The organism is Corynebacterium sp. LaCa117 (assembly GCF_046717765.1).
GTDB lineage: Bacteria > Actinomycetota > Actinomycetes > Mycobacteriales > Mycobacteriaceae > Corynebacterium > Corynebacterium kefirresidentii.
In genome coordinates this window covers 2,233,898-2,251,012 of the sequence record NZ_CP177102.1, presented here as the reverse complement: position 1 = coordinate 2,251,012, position 17,115 = coordinate 2,233,898, and the positions used below count along the sequence as shown (strand labels likewise).

The window sequence follows — 17,115 nt, the reverse complement described above, 5'->3', positions numbered from 1 at the left end:
CAGTCTAGTCGGCGTGGTGCTCCTCGGCCGTGGTGTGGCAGTCGGCGTGGAAGCGCCTAGCGGCGACCTCGTCGCGCACTGCGCTTTTATTGCGCCGCCAGCCAATGAGCCGGCATACCAGATAGATGACAAAGGAAATGGTGGTGACAAATACCGAAACCGGAAGACCGGGCGCGAGCGATAAGATGAAGCCGCCCACGGCCGACACCTCGGCGAAAATGGTGGCCCACATGACCGCGCGCAGGGGTGAGGAAGTAATCTGCACGGCCGCTGCGCCGGGGGTGATAAGTAGCGCCATGACGAGCAGTGAACCAACGATTTGTACCGACTGCGCGGCTGCCAAGCCCACGAGTACGGCGAAGGCGACCGAAATGAAGCGGGTCGGCACGCCGGCCGCCTGGGCCATGACCGGGTCGGCCGAGGCGAAGAGCATGGGCCGCCATAGGATGGCGACGGCGGCGAGGATCACTACGGTGGTTGCGGCCAAAAGCCAGACCGAGGCGGAAGATACGCCGACGATCTGGCCGGTCAAAAGCGTCATCGCGGTATTCGCGTTGCCAGGATAGAGGTGCAAAAACAGCACCGAGAGGCCCAAGCCAAAGCTCATGACCACGCCGATGGCGCTGTCTTGTTGGCCTTTGAAGCCCAGCACGGCGAGGATGATGGCGGCGACGATGGCACCGGCCACCGCGCCAAAACCTAGGTTGAGGCCGAAGAGCAGTGCGGCCGAGGCACCCATGAGCGCGAGCTCGGAGGTGGCGTGCACGGAAAAAGACATCTGGCGCAGCACGATGAGCGAGGTCATCACGCCGGACAGGATGCCCAGCAGCGCGGAGGCGATGAGCGAGGACTGTACAAAATCAACGCTCAGCAGGTACTGGGTGTCTTCTATGAAGCTAGACAACGATAAGCCTCCCATCGACGTTTAAGACGTTGACCTTGGAACCGTAGAGCTCGGAAAGGACATCGGAGCGCATAACCTCATCCACCGCGCCGAAGGTATGGCCGCCGGGGGCAAGGTAGAGCACCTTATCGGTCACTCCGAGTACCGGGTTGATGCCATGGGTGACAAAGATAATGGAGGTGCCGCGCTCGCGGCGTAGCGCATCCAACTTGTCCACGGTGTCTTGCTGGCGCGCCGGGTCGAGCGAGAGCAGCGGCTCATCGGCAAGGATGAGCTCCGGGTCATTGGCCAGCGCTTGGGCCTGGCGGATAAGTTGCTGCTGGCCGCCGGATAGCTGTCCTACGCGGCGGTCGCGCAGGCCGGTGGCACCTACCTCGGCGAGGAGCTCGTCGACGCGGTGGCGGGGAGGGCGGCGGCGTCGGAAAGCGCCGTGCGCAAGGGAGAGCGATACTAAGTCGCGGGCGCGCAGGGGCAGGTCGGCCGGGAACATGCGCTGCTGCGGGATGAATCCGACGCGGCAGTCTACGTCGACGCTGCCGGCCGTGAGTTTGCGGGTGCCCAAGATGGTGCCGAGCAGGGTGGATTTGCCCACGCCATTGGGGCCCAAAACGGCGATAAACTCGCCGCGGTCTACGGCGAGGTTAAGGCTGGACCACAGCGGGGCAACCGCTGCGTCATGAAATTGGATGAGCACTAGAGCTTCCCCAGGGAGTCGGTGACCTCGTCATAGTAGGTCCAGAACTCCTTGCCATCCGGCGGGGTCTCGCCGATTTCGACGATATTGACATCCGCATCCTCCGCGGCGGACTTGATACGGCCGGCGGTATCGGTTTCGGTCTGCGGGTTAAAGATGAGAAGGTCCACCTTGTGGTCCTTGATGGCCTTGGTGAAGGCGGCAAGGTCGGCCGCGGTGGGCTCGCCCTCAGAAATGGTGGCCTTGCGGTAGCCCTCTGGGGTGACGTCCTTGCCGGAGGTGTACTTCATGATGTAGTCCGCAATCGGCTCGGTCTGGGCGTAGGAGAGATCGCCCGGTAGCTCCTTGAGCTTGTCGCGCAGGCGGTTGACGTGGGAGTCCACGCGCTCGGTGCTGGCGTGCGCATCGGTATTGAGCTCATTGATCTGGTCCGCGATATTACCGGCGACCTCGTCGAGCGCAGCTGGGTCGTACCAGATGTGCTCGTTGCCTTCGATATTGGTGACCTTCTTTGGGTCCTTCTTGGCGGTGGCCTTGGCGGCGTCGATGGTCATGACATTGGGGTCATCGGCCAGCTTGCCGTGGTCGGTCAGCGGCAGGGCGGAGATGATGTTGTCTTGCTCGGAGACAGCCTGGTAAATCCAAGAATCGTAGCCGCCGCCGTTGACTACGAGCAGGTCCGCGTCTTCGGCCTTGGCGATATCGGCCGCGGAAGGCTCGAAGTGGTGGGGGTCGACGCCATTGCCCTCCACGATGGGCTTGACCTCGATGTCCACGCCGGAGGCGGTATCGGCCACGGCTTGGGCAACATCGGCCCAGATAGAAGTGGAAGCGACGATGGAGATCTTCTTCTGGGCGCCCGGCTCGGCGGCCGAGTCCTCGGTGTCGGAGGAGCAGGCGGTGGCGGTCAGCAGGAGGCCACCGGCCGCGAGAAGGGTTGCGGATGCGCGAAGTGAGGTATGCATAGTCTCCAGTGTGCGTTTGATGGTAATTGTTGTCAATTGAATATGTATTGAAAACGCGGCCGCGGGGTAAGCTTACGGCCATGGTGAAACGCAGCCCCACCCGCAAGACGCTGGCCTCGCTGGCCGCAGAACTGGGTGTTTCGCGCACGACGGTGTCCAATGCCTATAGCCGGCCGGACCAGCTCTCGGCCGCGACGCGCGAGCGCATTCTGGCAGCGGCGAAAGCGCGAGGATACCCCGGGCCGGACCCCACGGCTCGTAGCCTGCGCACCCGCCGTGCGGGCGCGGTGGGCGTGCTGCTGACTGAGCACTTGTCCTATGCCTTCGAAGACATGGCCTCGGTGGATTTCTTGGCCGGCATGGCGGAGGCCTCGGCCGGTGCGCAAACCATGCTTACCCTCATCCCGGCCGGCCCGGAGGGGGAAGCGGAAGCGACCAGCTTGGTCGGCTCGGCCGCCGTGGATGGTTTTGTGGTTTATTCCGTGGCGGCCGGGGATGCCTACCTGGAGGCGGCGCGCGGGCGCGGGCTGCCGGTGGTGGTCTGCGATCAACCGACGGATTCGGGCCTGCCTTTTGTGGGGATCGATGACCGAGCCGCGATTGCTCCGGCCGCCCGCGCGCTGGTGGAGGCCGGCCACCGCAAGATTGGCGTGCTGGCCATTCGCCTTAAACGCGAGCGCCACGATGGCCCCATTTCCTGGGAGGAGTTGCAAGAGGCCGATATGCACGTGCAGCACGCCCGCGTCATGGGCGCCATGGATGTCTTTGCGCAGGCGGGGATTGCGCCGGAAACCGTGCCCGTGGTCACCCAGCACATCAATGATGCGCAAACCACGCGGGCGGCCGCGCAGTTGCTTCTCGACGCCCACCCTGACCTCACCGCAGTCCTGTGTACCACCGACTCCATGGCGCTGGGCGTGATGACCTATGCGCGCGAACGGGGCATCGATATCCCCGGCGAGCTTTCCGTCACCGGCTTCGATGGCATCGATGCGGCGCAGCGCCTTGGCTTGACGACGATCATCCAGCCCAATAAGGCCAAAGGCGCCGCCGCTGGCCACATGCTCTCTAACCTCATCGCCGCCGCGGATAATGCGGCGGCGGGCGAAACGGCGGCCGCGGCCGTGCCGGCGGTGTCTCGGCGGGTGCTGCGAACGAATTTCGCGGCGGGGCGGACCGTGGCACCACCGCGTTAAGTCGGGGCAGGCCGGGGTTTACCGGCTAGGCGTCGTCGCCGCCGGAGTGACCTATATGGGCCGCGCGGGCGGTGGCAAGCTCAGTGAGGAAGTGGGCGACGGCGTCGACGTCGGCAAGCTGCACTACGGCCGCCGTATCGCCCTCGCCTACCTTGACACCGACGTCCGGCGGCTGATGGAGGGCGCGGAAACCGTCCTCGTCGGTGACATCATCGCCCAAAAAGACCATGGCGGTGGCGCCGGTACGCTCGCGTAGCTCGTCTAACCACGTGCCCTTGGTGGCCTGAGTGGCAGAAAACTCCACGACGGACTTACCGGCCGTGCGTGGGAAGCCGCCCGGGTCGAGTGCGAGACCGGCTTCATAAGCCTGGGCGGCAGCTTCTGGGTCGGTATCCTCGAGCGCCCGCAGGTGCAGTACGCGCTGGAAGGGCTTGACCTCGATATCCGCGCCTGGGAAGCGCTCCATAATTGCGCGGATCTCGGCCTCCTTCGTGGCCAGGTGCTCGCGCATGGCGGGGGTGAGTTCCGTATCCTGCCAGGAGGATTCGGCACCGTGGGAGCCGCCTAAAAGCACGGGCTCGCGCAGCGGGCACACCCGCTGCAGGCCAGCGAGGTGCCGGCCGGACAGCACGGCCGCGGTGGTATGCGGCAGGTGGGCTAGCTTATCCAAGGCGCGCAGGGAGTCTTGGTTCATCTCGACGTCATAGATGGCCGTGGCAAAGGGGGAGAGCGTGCCGTCAAAATCCGAGACCACCGCGAGGTGCTCAGCGGCGGCAAGGGCCTTGATGGTGGTGGAAAGCGTCATGGCTTCCAGCCTACGTATTTAATTGCCGAGGGAAACCAACTTGATAGACGGCGAGTCCACCTCATCTGTAACCAGCTCTAAGACCAGCTGGTTATTGCTATTGACGGTGTAGTGGAAATCGCGGCCAGTGGAAATCAAGTTGCGCAGCAGGTTATCGGCCCACACGGACGCGCCATGGCAATCCTGGGCGGTCTCGTCATAATCCACCTCATCAAAGTGCAGGCGGTTGCCATCCTGGATATTTTGGCGCTCCTCATCGGCGGAATAGGTCACCTTTCCCACCATTTGGGTGCAGCCGGTGGTGCCTACCAGCGTAGATTCACCAAAGCTCAACGTGGGTGCCTGCGGGATGGATTCCGGGATGGTGGAGGCAGCATCCGGGGTGGTGTTGATGGAGACTACCTGCCACTGCTTATCCAGGATCTGCCCATCACCAGGGGCCTGGGGCTCTTCTTCGCCGGAGCCGCAGGCAACGAGCAGCGTGGCGGCGCACGCAGCGGCGAGCGGAGTAATGAGGCGGGCACAGCGAGGCATCATGCGCCAGCCTCCTCGGCGTCGGCATGGCGCAGGCAGCTCAGGAAGGACTGGGACCATAGCTGTACGTCGTGCTCAGTGACCTGCTGGTGCATGGCAAGCATGCGCTGGGACATGGCAGAGGGGGCATCGTCAAGCGCGCTGAGCGCATTGAGCAAGGCGGCCTTGACGGACTCGATATCGAAGGGGTTGCACAGGTAGGCCTGGCTGAGCTCATCGGCAGCGCCGGCAAACTCAGAGAGCACTAGCGCGCCCGAACCATCGTCGTGGCAGGCCACGTATTCCTTGGCCACCAGATTCATGCCGTCCTTGAAGGGGGTGACCAGCATGACATCGGCCATGCGGTAGTAGCTGCGCAGCAAGCTTTTGGCTACGCCCCGGTGCTGATAGTGCACCACTGGGTGGCCCACGCGGGCAAAGCGCCCGTTGATGCGGCCTACGGCTTCTTCGACTTTGGAGCGGGTGGCCTTGTAATGATCAAGTCGCTCGCGCGACGGCGTGGCCAGCTGCACCATTGCTACTTCTTCCGGGTCGAGCGCTCCGGACTCCAGCAGCTCCTCAAAAGCAGTCAGCCGCTGCAGGATGCCTTTGGTGTAATCGAGGCGATCCACTCCCAGGATAATGCGCTGGGGCGAGCCCAGCTCTTCGCGCAGCTTGGCGACGTCCCGCTCATCCTCCGCAGTGAACCTGGCAAAGTCCTTCGCTGCGATAGAGATGGGAAAAGCCCCCACGCCGATGGTGCGTCCCTGCGGTAGGTGAATATGTGCGGTGACCTCGCGGGTACTGGCCTCGCCTGCTACGTCGAGGCCGTGGCGGCGGGCGAGCTCGAGGAAGTTGCGGGCATTAGCTTCTAAGTGGAAGCCGATGAGATCCGCGCCGAGCAGCCCGCGCACGAGCTCCTCGCGCCACGGCAGTTGACGGAAGAGATCGGCAGAGGGGAAGGGGATATGTAAGAAGAACCCGATGGTGAGATCGGGGCGCTTTTGGCGCAGGATGCCGGGCAAAAGCTGCAGCTGGTAGTCCTGGACCCACACGGTGGCGCCTTCGGCGGCGACCTCGGCTACCTCATCTGCAAAGCGCAGGTTGACCTCGCGATAGGCGTGCCACCAATCGCGGTCGTAGGTAGGGGTGACGATGAGATCGTGGTAGAGCGGCCACAGGGTGGCATTGGAAAAGCCCTCATAAAAACCCTCGAAATCGGACTCGGTGAGCTTGACCGGATGCAGCAGCACGCCGGCATCGGTGCGGAAGGGCTCAGGTGCGGTGTCAGTCACGCCGGGCCACCCTACCCAGCAGCCCTGATGGGACTCCAGGACCGGGGACAAGGCGGTGACCAGTCCGCCTGGCGAGGGTGTCCACGTATGGCTGCCATCGGGCCGGGTTTCTAGATCAACCGGCAGGCGGTTGGCCACCACCACGAAGTCATTGCCATGCTCACTCATGGTGCAAGAATAACTTAAGACTTCTTAGCAGACTTCTTTGTTGCCTTCTTAGAGGCCTTCTTCGTCGCTTTCTTCGTGGCCTTCTTGGTCGACTTCTTTGTCGATTTCTTGGTGGACTTTTTGGTCGACTTCTTCGTGGACTTCTTGCTGGATTTCTTGGTCGACTTCTTCGGGGCGGCATCGGCCTGCTCCGCCAGAACCTTCTTGTGTACCAAGCCCTTGGGCTCCACGCCCAGCATGGACATCAGGGTCACGCCGTCGAGGAAGTCCTGGGCGTAGGTGGCCACGATGCGGCGGGCTGCGCGGGAGGTCTCCTCCTCAAGGGCGTGATTCTGGTCAGCCTGTGGGTGGGTGTCTTGGACCTTGGGTGGCACGACGTGTCCTCCTGAACGTTGTGGAAACTACTTAAGCGCTTGCAAGAAAAGCTATCAGAGCAAATATTGTACGCTACCGGCGGCGTTTAGGGCCGCTCGGGTCCGGATTCGGTGCCCGGCTGCTCCGGTTTCTGGGCACGAAACGTTTCGGTGCCCGGCACGGTATAGGTGGTCTTCTCGTGCTGCTGCGGCTGCGCCGGCCACTGAGAATCCTCCGGCCACAGGTCCGCGGCGGAGCGGGTATGCGGCCCGTGGTTTTGGGCCTCGTGGCGCGGGTGCTGCTGCGGCGGCTTCGGCCCGAGCTTGGGTGGTAACTCCGGGCGATTGACGCGCGGGGCAAATGGGGACATCGGCACACGCGGGATTCGCGGGGCCTTGCGGGCCAAGTGCGTGGCCTTGTGGAAGGAGAAGCGGCCGATGCGCTTGAAAGCGGAGTAGGGGCGGAAGTACTGCGGGCGGCGCAGGCGGCGGGCCACGCGCTCGCCTAACACCACTCCGGCGGCCAGCGCGCCGGAAATGGCTAGCGCCATTGCTATGTTGGTAAAGCCGGTAATCATCTGCTCATTGAGCGAGGCGTACATGCCGCGGTAGAGCATGAGGCCGGGGAGCATCGGCGTATAGCCCACGATCATGGTGATAAGCGGCGGGATGCCCCAACGGCGCGACATCAAGCCGCCGGCCAGGCCGACGACCACAGCGGACAGGCCCGAGGCAATCACCGGGCCGATGCCAAACGGCACCACCACGAAGTAATAGAAGATCATGCCGGCCGCGGCGGTAAGCCCCGACATGGTGATCTCGATCCAGGCAGCCCCGCAGGCTAGCGCAAAGGCGGCGGAGCCGGTGCCACCGAGCACCACCAGCAGCGGAATCTCGTGGTAGACCGGCGGGGCCAGCGTGGCCAGCGGCGGCAGGTTAAAGCCCAGCGAATCAGCCAGCTGGATGCCCACGCCCACGCCAGCGATGATGGCGCCGGTAGATAGCAGCGCCTCAAAGAAGCGGGCGGAGGAGGTTACGGGGGCGCGCGTGATGCCGTCGACCAGCGATTGCACCAAGGTTAGACCCGCTACCAGCACGATGATGCCGGAGGCGATGATCTGTGCCGGCGAGAAATTAATGCCGAACGAGGCCGCCACGTTGTACAAGATGGCGGCCGGGAAGACAGCGAAGAAGCCGCCGACCACATTCTGATAGAAGGGCGGCAAGCGATAGTTGGCCAACCAAGCGTTCAATCCCATGATGAAGGCGGAAACCACAAAGGCCACCACGCCGACGAGCAGGTCTCCGCCGAGCATCATGGAAATCAGGCCACCCATCGCGCCCCAGCCGAGCATGACCGTGGCCGGCTTATAAGGCGCGGGCATGCGGTCAATCTCGTCGAGGCGCTGCTCCGCCATGGCCGGTGGCATCTGGCCGGAGTGGATAGAGCGAATGAGCTTATCGACGGCCGAGAGCTTGGAAAAATCCACGCCAATGCTCGGCACCACACGGAAGACGTGCAGGTTTTGGCGCTGCTCGCCGGTGCCGATGGTGGTGTGGATGGTGATGGTATTCATCAAGATATCCACGTGGCAGTAGTGCAAGCCATAGGAGGATGCCGCCAGGTGTACCTGGGCGCGGGCATCCGAGTTAGCCGTACCGGCGCCGATGAGGATTTCACCAATGCGGGCGGCGATCTCCATGACGCCGGTGACTTGAGCGGCATCATGGAGATCGACCGGGGCGAGTGGCGATGGCGGCGGTGCGGCTTTAGCCGCGTCGATGATGGCTACTTGGCCCGAGGAAGCGCGCAGGCGCTCCCGCATAGCGGACAAAAATGACACGGAAATAACCCTCGAAAAGCGCTGAGAAAGTGGGATAGATTCTGCCTGAACTTTAGCCCCTGTACCCTGTCAATGCATAGATGGGGGACCGGCTTTCCCTTTAGTGTTGGTGCTCGGGTACTATGCAACGAGCGGGATATCTCCCGCGGTGCTGGAGTGGCGCAATTGGTAGCGCAACGCACTTGTAATGCGTAGGTTGCGAGTTCAAGTCTCGTCTCCAGCTCAAAAGGAGGCTGGGTCCTAGAGGGGCCTAGCCTTCGTGGTGTTTTGTGGGGGCATCAATAAGCCCAAAAAGCCGGTCAACCATGCGTTGGCGGTTAGCGGGGGAGAGCTTGCGCTGGTTGAGGTGATCGTGCACCCATAGCCCCGTACTAAGCAACATGATGAGCAAGTCATCCTCGTCCGTCTCGGCGGCGGAGGGATCCACCATCCACCGTGCATCCACATCTGCCCATTGGGCAGAAAAATCTGGGTGAGTCTGGGAGTGCACACACATCAGCAGCTTGACGAGCGGATCCTTTTTGCCCATGGAGAGCACCAAGGCGCGGGAGCGCTCGGCCAAGCTGAGCTCGCTGGCAGGGTGGCCGCCGGCTAGTTGCTCGAGCTCTTCTTCCCAGCGCTCAGCGCAAAAACGGTGACAATCTACCAGCAGGTTGTGGCGGGTAGGAAAGTGGTAGATGAGACCGGACTTGGACATGCCGGTCGCCTGCGCCAGGGAGTCATAGGTAAGGCCGGAGACATCCTCGGCGGCGATGATGTCGAGCGCAGCTTCAAGGGCTGCGGTCTTTTTGTTGATTCGCGGCATGGGGATCTCCTGATTTGGGGTTATCGCGGAAGCACCTGGCGGTTATCGCGGCTAGGAGTAAGGCGAAGCAAGCCAGGCCGCCGATGGTGGAAAGATACCCGGCATTGTAGGCGCTGGCGGCGGTCGCGTGGGAAGCGGGGTGATGCAGCGCGTCGGTTCCTAGTTCTGCGAGGTGAGGTGGGAGTTCGCGGGCCATGAGTAAAGGCACGAGGGTTCCGGTCAGGGCAATGGAAATCAGGGTGCCAAATTCATAAGAGACCGCCTCTACGCCAGCGGCCATGCCGGTGCGGTGGAGGGGCGCGGCATTGATGATGGCGGTTGAGGATACGGACATGGCAAGGCCCGCGCCTAGGCCGGTGAGGACGAGGGCGACAACGAGTAGGGCAAGCGTCTCGCCTCGGGTTGCGAGCAGCAGGGTCATGCCGGTGGCCATAAGGAGGAATCCGCCGCTTATGAGCGGGAGGAATCCCAGGCGATGCAATGTGGCGCCGCCCAGGATGGAGGTAGGGATGGCAGATAGCGCCATGGCAGAGATGATAAGGCCGGCGTGGAGGGGTGAGAGGGCGTCGACAAGCTGCAGCTTTTGGGTGCTGAGCAGCTCCAGGCCGGACATACCGAACATGGCACCGCCGGCCGCTAAGGCCCCGCCGCTGAAGACGCGGGAGTCAAAGATGTCGAAGGTCAGAAGGGGATCTGACAAGCGGGTCTGGCGGTGGGCAAAGGCGAGCGCGCCGCAGACGAAGACGGCAGCCGCAGCGACGCTCACCGGCCACGCGTGTGGCAGGGATTTTATGGCCAATACCAGGCTGGTAAGAGTGATAAGGGAATACAGGGACGAAGGAAAGTCCCAGTGTTTAAGGGGATTTGGGGCGTTTGGCGGAGCTAGGAGCAAGGTCAACGCGAGGGCAAGGGCCACGACCGGGACATTGAGTAGGAATACTGAGCCCCACCAGAAGTGCTCCAAAAAGAAGCCGCCCACGGTGGGGCCGGCCGCCGCGCCGATGACGGCGACAGAACCCCAGATGCCAATGGCCGTGTTGCGCTCCACCTCATCGGGAAAGGTAAGGCGGATAAGGGCAAGGCTCGATGGCATCATGATGGCGGCGCCGCAGCCAAGGAAGGCCCGGCTTAGGACCAGCGCCCAGGCGCTGGGGGAATAGGCGGCGAGTAGGGAGGCGCCGCCGAAAATGGCCAGACCGATGAGGAACATTCGCCGGTGGCCGGTGCGATCACCTAGCGTGCCGGTACCGAGAAGGAGACCGGAGAGTACCAACGCGTAGGCGTTGATAATCCATAGTTGCTGGGTATCGGTGGTATGCAATTGCTGCGATAGCTGCGGCAATGCGGTGTAGAGGATGGAATTATCCAGCCCAACCATGAGTAACCCCAGAGAGATGACGGCGCAGAAAGACCACCGTTGTGCGGCCGTGGAGGCCGGAGCGGTAAGGCTTCGTGCGCGGGGCGGGTGGATACTCATAGCAGAGTAAACAGTACCGAACGGTCGTTATAGTTTACAGTCAAAGATAGGTTAGTATTACCTTCCTCACAGCTGGACGCAGTGTGTGAGTGTATAGGAGAATAGTGGACTTTCCTGCGGTGTAAGTAGCACAGTGGTATTAGCACCAATTAAGAGTTAAGGATGATAATTAATGGCACGTAACTATGCAGAACAGCTAGTTGACACCCTAGAAAAGCAGCGTGTCGAGCGCATTTATGGCCTGGTCGGTGACTCTCTGAATCCGATTGTGGATGCAGTTCGTCGCTCCTCCATCGAGTGGATTCACGTCCGCAATGAGGAGGCTGCAGCCTTCGCCGCTGAGGCAGATTCCCTGACCACCGGCAAGCTGGCAGTATGTGCTGCATCCTGCGGTCCGGGCAACACTCACCTCATCCAGGGCCTGTATGACGCCCACCGCAACGGCGCCAAGGTTCTGGCGCTGGCTTCCCACATTCCATCCCGCCAGATCGGCTCCAAGTTCTTCCAGGAGACCCACCCAGAGGCAATCTTCCAGGAGTGCTCTGGTTATTGCGAGATGGTCAATTCCGCAGAGCAGGGCGGTGTTGTCCTGCACCACGCCATTCAGTCCACCATGGCGGGCAACGGTGTTTCCGTGCTGGTCATCCCGGGCGACGTCTCCATGCAGGACGCCGACGATGACTCCTTTGTGGAGTCTAAGATCTCTACCGGTCGCCCGGTTGTCTTCCCAGACCCAGCCGAGGCTGCGGCCCTGACCCAGGCCATCAACGAGGCTAAGACTGTCACCCTCTTCGTTGGTGCTGGTGTCAAGGATGCCCGCGAACAGGTGCTGAAGCTGGCGGAGAAGATTAAGGCTCCTATCGGCCACGCCTTGGGTGGCAAGATGTACATCCAGTACGAGAATCCATTCGATGTGGGTATGAATGGCCTGCTGGGCTACGGCGCAGCACACGAGGCCACCCACGAGGCTGACCTGCTCATCCTGTTGGGCACCGACTTCCCGTACAACGACTTCCTGCCGGATGCCAATGTGGCACAGGTGGACATCAACGGCTCCCACATCGGCCGCCGCACCAAGATTTCTTATCCGGTTACCGGCGATGTAGCCGCTACCATCGAGAACATCCTGCCGCACGTGGATGAGAAGAAGGACCGCTCCTTCTTGGACAAGATGCTCAAGAAGCACTACGGCAAGCTGGAGCACGTTGTAGAGGCCTACACCTCCAACGTGGATAAGCACACCCCGATCCACCCGGAGTACGTTGCAGACCTCATTGATAGGAACGCGGATGAAGATGCCATCTTCACCGTCGATACCGGCATGTGCAACGTGTGGGGCGCTCGCTACATCACTGCCAACGGCAAGCGCGAGCAGATTGGCTCCTTCCGCCACGGCACCATGGCCAACGCCCTGCCACAGGCGCTGGGTGCACAGGCCGCTAACCCTGGCCGCCAGGTCATCACCTTCTCTGGTGACGGCGGACTATCCATGCTGATGGGTGAGCTGCTGACCGTAAAGCTCCACAACCTGCCTATCAAGATGTTCGTGTTCAATAACTCTTCCCTGGGCATGGTCAAGCTGGAGATGCTGGTGCAGGGCCTGCCAGAGCACGAGACCGACCACGAGTCTGTCAACTTTGCCAAGATTGCAGAGGCTTCCGGTATCAAGCACTTCCGCATCGAGGATCCGAAGGAAGCTCCGGAGCAGATCAAGAAGGCGTTGGCCTACAACGGCCCGGCTCTTATCGACGTCGTTACTGACCCCAACGCCCTGTCCCTGCCACCAACGCTGACCATCGAGCAGCTCATGGGCTTCTCCAAGGCTGCAACCCGCACCGTTCTGGACGGTGGTGTGGGCCAGATGATCACCATGGCAAAGTCCAACCTGCGCAACATCCCACGCCCGCAGGACTTCTAAGTAGCGCGCCGCGTTAGTTACCACGCTCTTCCTTAACAGAGGAGGGGCGTGGTTTTCTTTTGCAGTGACCAGGGCGAGCATCTATGTTCACAGGATTCAGGCAGAAACTCTTCAGTAGGCTGGGAAGCAAGCGTGTCATGATTGCGTGATAGAAAATCGCAACCTTTAAGGGAGTCTGAGGAGAACATGGAAGACAAAAAACTCGCCAAGGTTCTTGTGGTCGATGACGAGCCCAATATTGTGGAGCTGCTCACCGTATCGTTGAAGTTCCAGAACTTCGAGGTCTTCAGCGCTAATTCCGGCCACGAGGCACTGCGCGTAGCCCGTGAGGTAAACCCTGATGCCTACATCCTGGACGTGATGATGCCGGGCATGGACGGCTTCGAGCTGCTAGGAAAGCTGCGTCAGGAGGGGCTGGACGGCCCGGTGCTGTACCTCACGGCAAAGGATGGGGTGGACCAGCGCATCCACGGCCTGACCATCGGTGCGGATGATTATGTGACCAAGCCATTTAGCTTGGAAGAGGTCATCACCCGCCTGCGCGTCATCATGCGCCGCGGTGGTGCGGCGGAAGAATCCACCAACGACGCCACCATGAGCTACGCAGATTTGACGCTTAATGATGACACCCATGAGGTCACCAAGGCCGGTGAGCTCATCGAGCTTTCCCCCACCGAGTTCAATCTGTTGCGCTACCTCATGCAGAACAAGGAAGTGGTGCTGTCTAAGTCCAAGATTTTGGATAACGTGTGGCACTACGATTTCGGCGGCGATGGCAACGTGGTCGAGTCCTATATCTCCTACCTGCGCCGCAAGATTGATACGGGCGATACCCAGTTGATCCACACCGTGCGCGGCGTGGGTTATGTACTGCGCACCCCGCGCTCCTAAAGTGCTGTAGTAATGGAAGATTCACAGGAGACTCAGGGCCAGGCGCCTGCGCCGGCGGCAGCGCGCCCGCAATCCATGTGGCATGAAGGCCTAGGGCAAGACGAGGGGGAGGACAAGTCCTCCAAGCGGCGGATGTTTTCCCAGATTCCGCAGGCGATGCCGCTGCGAACGTGGTTGGTCATCCTCCTTGTCGTAGTCTCTGGGCTGGGTATTACAGGCTCGTCCTTTGCGGTGAACTCCATTATGCGCAATGTGCTCTTTAATAACGTCGATGATGAGCTGCGCTCCGCATCGACTACGTGGGCACGCGATATCAGCAATGACTTCTTTATCGGTGATCACACCAAGCGCCCGCCTACCGAATACGTGGTGCTGAACTACCTGCCCAATGGCACCATCCGCTATTCGGGGCCGTCTTCGACCACACCGAATGCAGAGAATATCCCGCTTGGCGGTTATCCCACCACCGTTGGGTCCATCGAGAACAATACTAAGTGGCGCGCGCTGGCTTTTGCGGATTCTAATGGCGTCATCACGGTCATCGCCAAGGATATGACCCATGAAAAGGAAATCCTGCACGGCCTGGCGATGGTGCAGGTGACCATCGCCGCCATCGCCTTGGCTGCCATTGCGGCCGTGGGTTTCTGGTTTATTCGCAGGGCGTTGCGGCCGCTGCGGGTGGTGGAAAAGACGGCGTCGGAAATCGCGGCGGGCGACCTGGACAAGCGCGTTCCCAAGTGGCCGCTGCATACCGAGGTGGGCCAGCTGGCCGCCGCGCTCAATATTATGCTGGGGCAGCTGCAACGCTCCGTCGTGCGTGCGCAGGACAAAGAGGAACAAATGCGCCGCTTCGTAGGTGATGCTTCACACGAGCTGCGCACGCCGCTTACTAGCCTGCGCGGCTATACCGAGCTTTATCGCTCCGGTGCCACCAAGGACGTGGACATGGTCTTTTCTAAGATCGATGATGAATCGAAGCGCATGTCCCTGCTGGTGGAGGATTTGCTGGCGCTTACCCGCGCCGAGGGCACACGCCTCGACCTGCGTCCGGTGGATCTATTGGAGCTGGCCCTGTCCGTAGGCTCGTCCGCGCGTGCGGCCTTCCCCGGCCGCGAGATTTCGGTGGCCAATGAGGCCAAGTCCATTCCCGTGGTCAATGGTGATGCCAGCCGCCTGCACCAGGTGCTGCTTAATCTAGTGACCAATGGCATCCGCCACGGCGGCGAGGGTGCCACGGTGACGCTGCGCCTGCGCCGTGAAGCCAATGACGTGCTGATCGATGTCATCGATGATGGCAAAGGCATGTCCAAAGAAGATGCGGCGCATATCTTCGAGCGCTTCTACCGTGCGGATACCTCGCGCACCCGCGATACCGGCGGCTCCGGCCTGGGCCTGGCCATCGTCCACTCCCTGGTGGAGCAGCACGATGGCAGCATTAGCGTCGACTCCGAGCTCGGCCGCGGCACCACCTTTACTGTGCGCCTGCCCGCGCTTGCCGACGCCCCCTCTGAGTCCTAGTCCTCCTCGCGAAAGCCTTCCTCGTTGCAGCCGAGGTGCTGACGGATGCGGGCGGCCGCCTCATCCATCGCGGCATCGTCGGTGTTCTCGGCGTCGAAGGCCTTGGCAAAGTCATACTCTTCCATCTTCTCGGTGGGGAAGAGGTGGATGTGAGTATGTGGGACGTCGAATCCGGCGATGATGTAGCCAGTGCGCGGGGTATTGAACGCGGTCTTGATGGCACCGCCGATCTCCAGGGCGACCTCGTTGAGGTGGGCCCAAGTCTGTGGATCCAGGTCGGTCCACTTATCTATTTCCTCGATGGGCACGACCAGGGTGTGGCCGTAGCGCAGCGGCTCGATGGAGAGGAAAGCCACGCAGGTCTCATCGCGATAGACAAAGCGAGCGGGTAGTTCACCGTTAATGATCTTGCTAAATACAGAAGCCATGTGTGCCAGGCTACCCGCTGGTTATGATGGTGGGCATGCGCATTCTCGTAATTGGTTCGGGCGGCCGTGAACACGCCCTTGTTAAGGGCCTGTCCGCCGACCCCCAGAGCACCGAAATCCATGCCGCGCCGGGCAGCGCGGCCATGTCCACTCTCGCCACAGTCCACCCGGAATACTCCCAGGTAGATGATGCCGACCGCATGGTAGAACTGGCCCGGGATATCGCCGCCGATCTTGTCGTCATCGGCCCCGAGGTACCGCTCGTTGCTGGCGTGGCAGATGCCCTGCGCGCCGCCGGCATCGCGGTCTTCGGACCTAACAAGGAAGCAGCCCAGATCGAGGGATCCAAGGCCTTTGCCAAAGACGTTATGGAGGCGGCAGGAGTCAAGACCGCTCGCGCGGAACAGCTACGCCCAGGTGCGGCCGAGGAAGACATTGAGGCCGCGCTCGACCGCTTCGGCCCACAGTTTGTGGTCAAAGACGATGGCCTTGCCGGTGGCAAGGGCGTGGTGGTCACCGCGGACCGCGCCGCCGCTCGCGCCCACGTCGATACCGTCCTTGCCGCTGGTAACCCGGTGTTGCTGGAGTCTTTCCTCGATGGACCTGAAATTTCGCTTTTCTGCCTGGTTGACGGCGAGACCGTCGTCCCGCTGCTGCCAGCTCAAGACCACAAGCGCGCCTATGACAACGACGAAGGCCCCAATACCGGCGGCATGGGTGCGTACACCCCGTTGCCGTGGCTGCCGGAGGAGGGCGTGCAGCGCATCGTGGACGAGGTTTGCGTCCCAGTGACCAAGGAGATGGTGCGCCGCGGCACCCCATATTCCGGCCTGCTTTATGCCGGCTTGGCGTGGGGCGAAGAGGGCCCGGCCGTAGTCGAGTTCAACTGCCGCTTCGGCGATCCAGAGACCCAGGCCGTGCTTTCCCTTCTCAAGTCCCCATTGGCCGAGGCCCTCCACGCCACTGCGACTGGCACCCTGGCCGAGCTCGCGCCGCTGGAATGGGAGGATGGCTTCGCCGTTATCGTAGTCATGGCGGCCGAAGGCTACCCGGCCTCCCCGCGCAAGGGCGATGCCATCTCCGGAGCTGCGCTGGATGATCCGCAACGCGTCCTGCACGCCGGCACCGTTCACACCGACGGGGCCTACCGCACCGCGGGCGGCCGCGTGCTTAGCGTGCTGGGCAAGGGTTCCACGCTGGCTGAAGCGCGAGCAGACGCCTACGCCACCGTCGACGACATCGAGTTTGCGGGTGGTTTTGTCCGCCGGGACATCGGCAAGCGAGCAGAAGACGGTGAGATTTCTCTCTAACCCTTCACCCCGCGGTGGGGCAGGCATGGAA

Annotated in this window: 16 protein-coding genes and 1 tRNA gene; 6 read left to right on the top strand and 11 right to left on the bottom strand. The window is 62.0% G+C overall.

Annotation, left to right across the window (positions count from 1 at the left end; all coding sequences use genetic code 11):
• Positions 1-4: 4 nt before the first annotated feature.
• The 3 genes from ACLI1L_RS10950 to ACLI1L_RS10940 are packed head-to-tail and all read right to left on the bottom strand — an operon-like array spanning position 5 to position 2,563.
• Positions 5-919: a metal ABC transporter permease gene (locus ACLI1L_RS10950; protein WP_208612459.1), complete on the bottom strand. Its 915-nt coding sequence runs from the start codon at positions 917-919 to the stop codon at positions 5-7.
• Complete coding sequence (locus ACLI1L_RS10945; RefSeq protein ID WP_086588184.1) at positions 897-1,598, bottom strand: metal ABC transporter ATP-binding protein; 702 nt, start codon at positions 1,596-1,598, stop codon at positions 897-899. Before ACLI1L_RS10945 ends, ACLI1L_RS10950 begins: the two co-directional genes overlap by 23 nt.
• A complete protein-coding gene (locus ACLI1L_RS10940; RefSeq protein WP_086588183.1) occupies positions 1,598-2,563 on the bottom strand; it encodes a metal ABC transporter solute-binding protein, Zn/Mn family in 966 nt (321 codons plus the stop codon). Before ACLI1L_RS10940 ends, ACLI1L_RS10945 begins: the two co-directional genes overlap by 1 nt.
• Before the next feature lie 80 nt (positions 2,564-2,643).
• Here ACLI1L_RS10940 and ACLI1L_RS10935 point away from each other — a divergent pair, with 80 nt between their 5' ends.
• Positions 2,644-3,759, top strand: coding sequence for a LacI family DNA-binding transcriptional regulator (locus tag ACLI1L_RS10935; protein WP_394285872.1), 1,116 nt, complete (start codon positions 2,644-2,646; stop codon positions 3,757-3,759).
• A 25-nt stretch (positions 3,760-3,784) separates the two neighbouring features.
• On the opposite strand, the gene otsB is transcribed toward ACLI1L_RS10935, so the two are convergent.
• The 5 genes from otsB to thrE all read right to left on the bottom strand — a co-directional run bounded on the left by otsB (position 3,785) and on the right by thrE (position 8,737).
• Positions 3,785-4,564: a trehalose-phosphatase gene (otsB, locus tag ACLI1L_RS10930; protein ID WP_394285871.1), complete on the bottom strand. Its 780-nt coding sequence runs from the start codon at positions 4,562-4,564 to the stop codon at positions 3,785-3,787.
• A gap of 18 nt (positions 4,565-4,582) precedes the next feature.
• Positions 4,583-5,101, bottom strand: a complete 519-nt coding sequence (locus ACLI1L_RS10925) for a hypothetical protein (RefSeq protein WP_411707544.1) — start codon at positions 5,099-5,101, stop codon at positions 4,583-4,585.
• Positions 5,098-6,540 carry a trehalose-6-phosphate synthase gene (locus ACLI1L_RS10920; RefSeq protein ID WP_411707543.1) on the bottom strand — a complete coding sequence of 481 codons (1,443 nt, stop codon included), beginning with the start codon at positions 6,538-6,540 and terminating at the stop codon, positions 5,098-5,100. Before ACLI1L_RS10920 ends, ACLI1L_RS10925 begins: the two co-directional genes overlap by 4 nt.
• 14 nt (positions 6,541-6,554) lie before the next feature.
• A complete protein-coding gene (locus tag ACLI1L_RS10915) occupies positions 6,555-6,914 on the bottom strand; it encodes a hypothetical protein (protein ID WP_023019892.1) in 360 nt (119 codons plus the stop codon).
• 86 nt (positions 6,915-7,000) lie between these two features.
• Positions 7,001-8,737 (bottom strand): threonine/serine exporter ThrE, encoded by a 1,737-nt coding sequence (thrE, locus tag ACLI1L_RS10910; RefSeq protein ID WP_411707542.1) that lies wholly within the window; start codon positions 8,735-8,737, stop codon positions 7,001-7,003.
• A gap of 150 nt (positions 8,738-8,887) precedes the next feature.
• Here thrE and ACLI1L_RS10905 point away from each other — a divergent pair.
• Positions 8,888-8,960, top strand: a tRNA-Thr gene (locus ACLI1L_RS10905).
• A gap of 27 nt (positions 8,961-8,987) precedes the next feature.
• Here ACLI1L_RS10905 and ACLI1L_RS10900 read toward each other — a convergent pair.
• Both ACLI1L_RS10900 and ACLI1L_RS10895 read right to left on the bottom strand, forming a co-directional pair.
• The gene (locus ACLI1L_RS10900; protein ID WP_086588176.1) at positions 8,988-9,542 is read right to left on the bottom strand and encodes a TetR/AcrR family transcriptional regulator; all 555 of its coding nucleotides are present in this window, start codon (positions 9,540-9,542) and stop codon (positions 8,988-8,990) included.
• Positions 9,508-11,019: an MFS transporter gene (locus ACLI1L_RS10895; protein ID WP_411707541.1), complete on the bottom strand. Its 1,512-nt coding sequence runs from the start codon at positions 11,017-11,019 to the stop codon at positions 9,508-9,510. Before ACLI1L_RS10895 ends, ACLI1L_RS10900 begins: the two co-directional genes overlap by 35 nt.
• A 172-nt stretch (positions 11,020-11,191) precedes the next feature.
• Here ACLI1L_RS10895 and ACLI1L_RS10890 point away from each other — a divergent pair, with 172 nt between their 5' ends.
• The 3 genes from ACLI1L_RS10890 to ACLI1L_RS10880 all read left to right on the top strand — a co-directional run bounded on the left by ACLI1L_RS10890 (position 11,192) and on the right by ACLI1L_RS10880 (position 15,346).
• The gene (locus ACLI1L_RS10890; RefSeq protein ID WP_411707540.1) at positions 11,192-12,937 is read left to right on the top strand and encodes a pyruvate dehydrogenase; all 1,746 of its coding nucleotides are present in this window, start codon (positions 11,192-11,194) and stop codon (positions 12,935-12,937) included.
• Positions 12,938-13,123: 186 nt separating this feature from the next.
• Positions 13,124-13,828, top strand: a complete 705-nt coding sequence (locus ACLI1L_RS10885) for a response regulator transcription factor (protein ID WP_023019887.1) — start codon at positions 13,124-13,126, stop codon at positions 13,826-13,828.
• Between the two features lie 12 nt (positions 13,829-13,840).
• Positions 13,841-15,346, top strand: a complete 1,506-nt coding sequence (locus ACLI1L_RS10880; RefSeq protein WP_411707539.1) for a sensor histidine kinase — start codon at positions 13,841-13,843, stop codon at positions 15,344-15,346.
• Here ACLI1L_RS10880 and ACLI1L_RS10875 read toward each other — a convergent pair.
• On the bottom strand, positions 15,343-15,774 hold the full coding sequence (locus tag ACLI1L_RS10875; protein WP_411707538.1) for an HIT family protein: 432 nt from the start codon (positions 15,772-15,774) through the stop codon (positions 15,343-15,345). The two genes, ACLI1L_RS10880 and ACLI1L_RS10875, sit on opposite strands and share 4 nt — an antisense overlap.
• 35 nt (positions 15,775-15,809) lie before the next feature.
• On the opposite strand from ACLI1L_RS10875, the gene purD reads away from it, so the two are divergent.
• Complete coding sequence (gene purD / locus ACLI1L_RS10870) at positions 15,810-17,084, top strand: phosphoribosylamine--glycine ligase (protein ID WP_411707537.1); 1,275 nt, start codon at positions 15,810-15,812, stop codon at positions 17,082-17,084.
• Positions 17,085-17,115: the final 31 nt, after the last annotated feature.

Coding starts and splice junctions, on each gene's coding strand:
- ACLI1L_RS10950 (WP_208612459.1), bottom strand. CDS start 919: ATGGGAGGCTTATCGTTGTCTAGCTTCATAGAAGACACCCAGTACCTG.
- ACLI1L_RS10940 (WP_086588183.1), bottom strand. CDS start 2,563: ATGCATACCTCACTTCGCGCATCCGCAACCCTTCTCGCGGCCGGTGGC.
- ACLI1L_RS10935 (WP_394285872.1), top strand. CDS start 2,644: ATGGTGAAACGCAGCCCCACCCGCAAGACGCTGGCCTCGCTGGCCGCA.
- otsB (WP_394285871.1), bottom strand. CDS start 4,564: ATGACGCTTTCCACCACCATCAAGGCCCTTGCCGCCGCTGAGCACCTC.
- ACLI1L_RS10925 (WP_411707544.1), bottom strand. CDS start 5,101: ATGATGCCTCGCTGTGCCCGCCTCATTACTCCGCTCGCCGCTGCGTGC.
- ACLI1L_RS10920 (WP_411707543.1), bottom strand. CDS start 6,540: ATGAGTGAGCATGGCAATGACTTCGTGGTGGTGGCCAACCGCCTGCCG.
- ACLI1L_RS10900 (WP_086588176.1), bottom strand. CDS start 9,542: ATGCCGCGAATCAACAAAAAGACCGCAGCCCTTGAAGCTGCGCTCGAC.
- ACLI1L_RS10895 (WP_411707541.1), bottom strand. CDS start 11,019: ATGAGTATCCACCCGCCCCGCGCACGAAGCCTTACCGCTCCGGCCTCC.
- ACLI1L_RS10890 (WP_411707540.1), top strand. CDS start 11,192: ATGGCACGTAACTATGCAGAACAGCTAGTTGACACCCTAGAAAAGCAG.
- ACLI1L_RS10885 (WP_023019887.1), top strand. CDS start 13,124: ATGGAAGACAAAAAACTCGCCAAGGTTCTTGTGGTCGATGACGAGCCC.
- ACLI1L_RS10880 (WP_411707539.1), top strand. CDS start 13,841: ATGGAAGATTCACAGGAGACTCAGGGCCAGGCGCCTGCGCCGGCGGCA.
- ACLI1L_RS10875 (WP_411707538.1), bottom strand. CDS start 15,774: ATGGCTTCTGTATTTAGCAAGATCATTAACGGTGAACTACCCGCTCGC.
- purD (WP_411707537.1), top strand. CDS start 15,810: ATGCGCATTCTCGTAATTGGTTCGGGCGGCCGTGAACACGCCCTTGTT.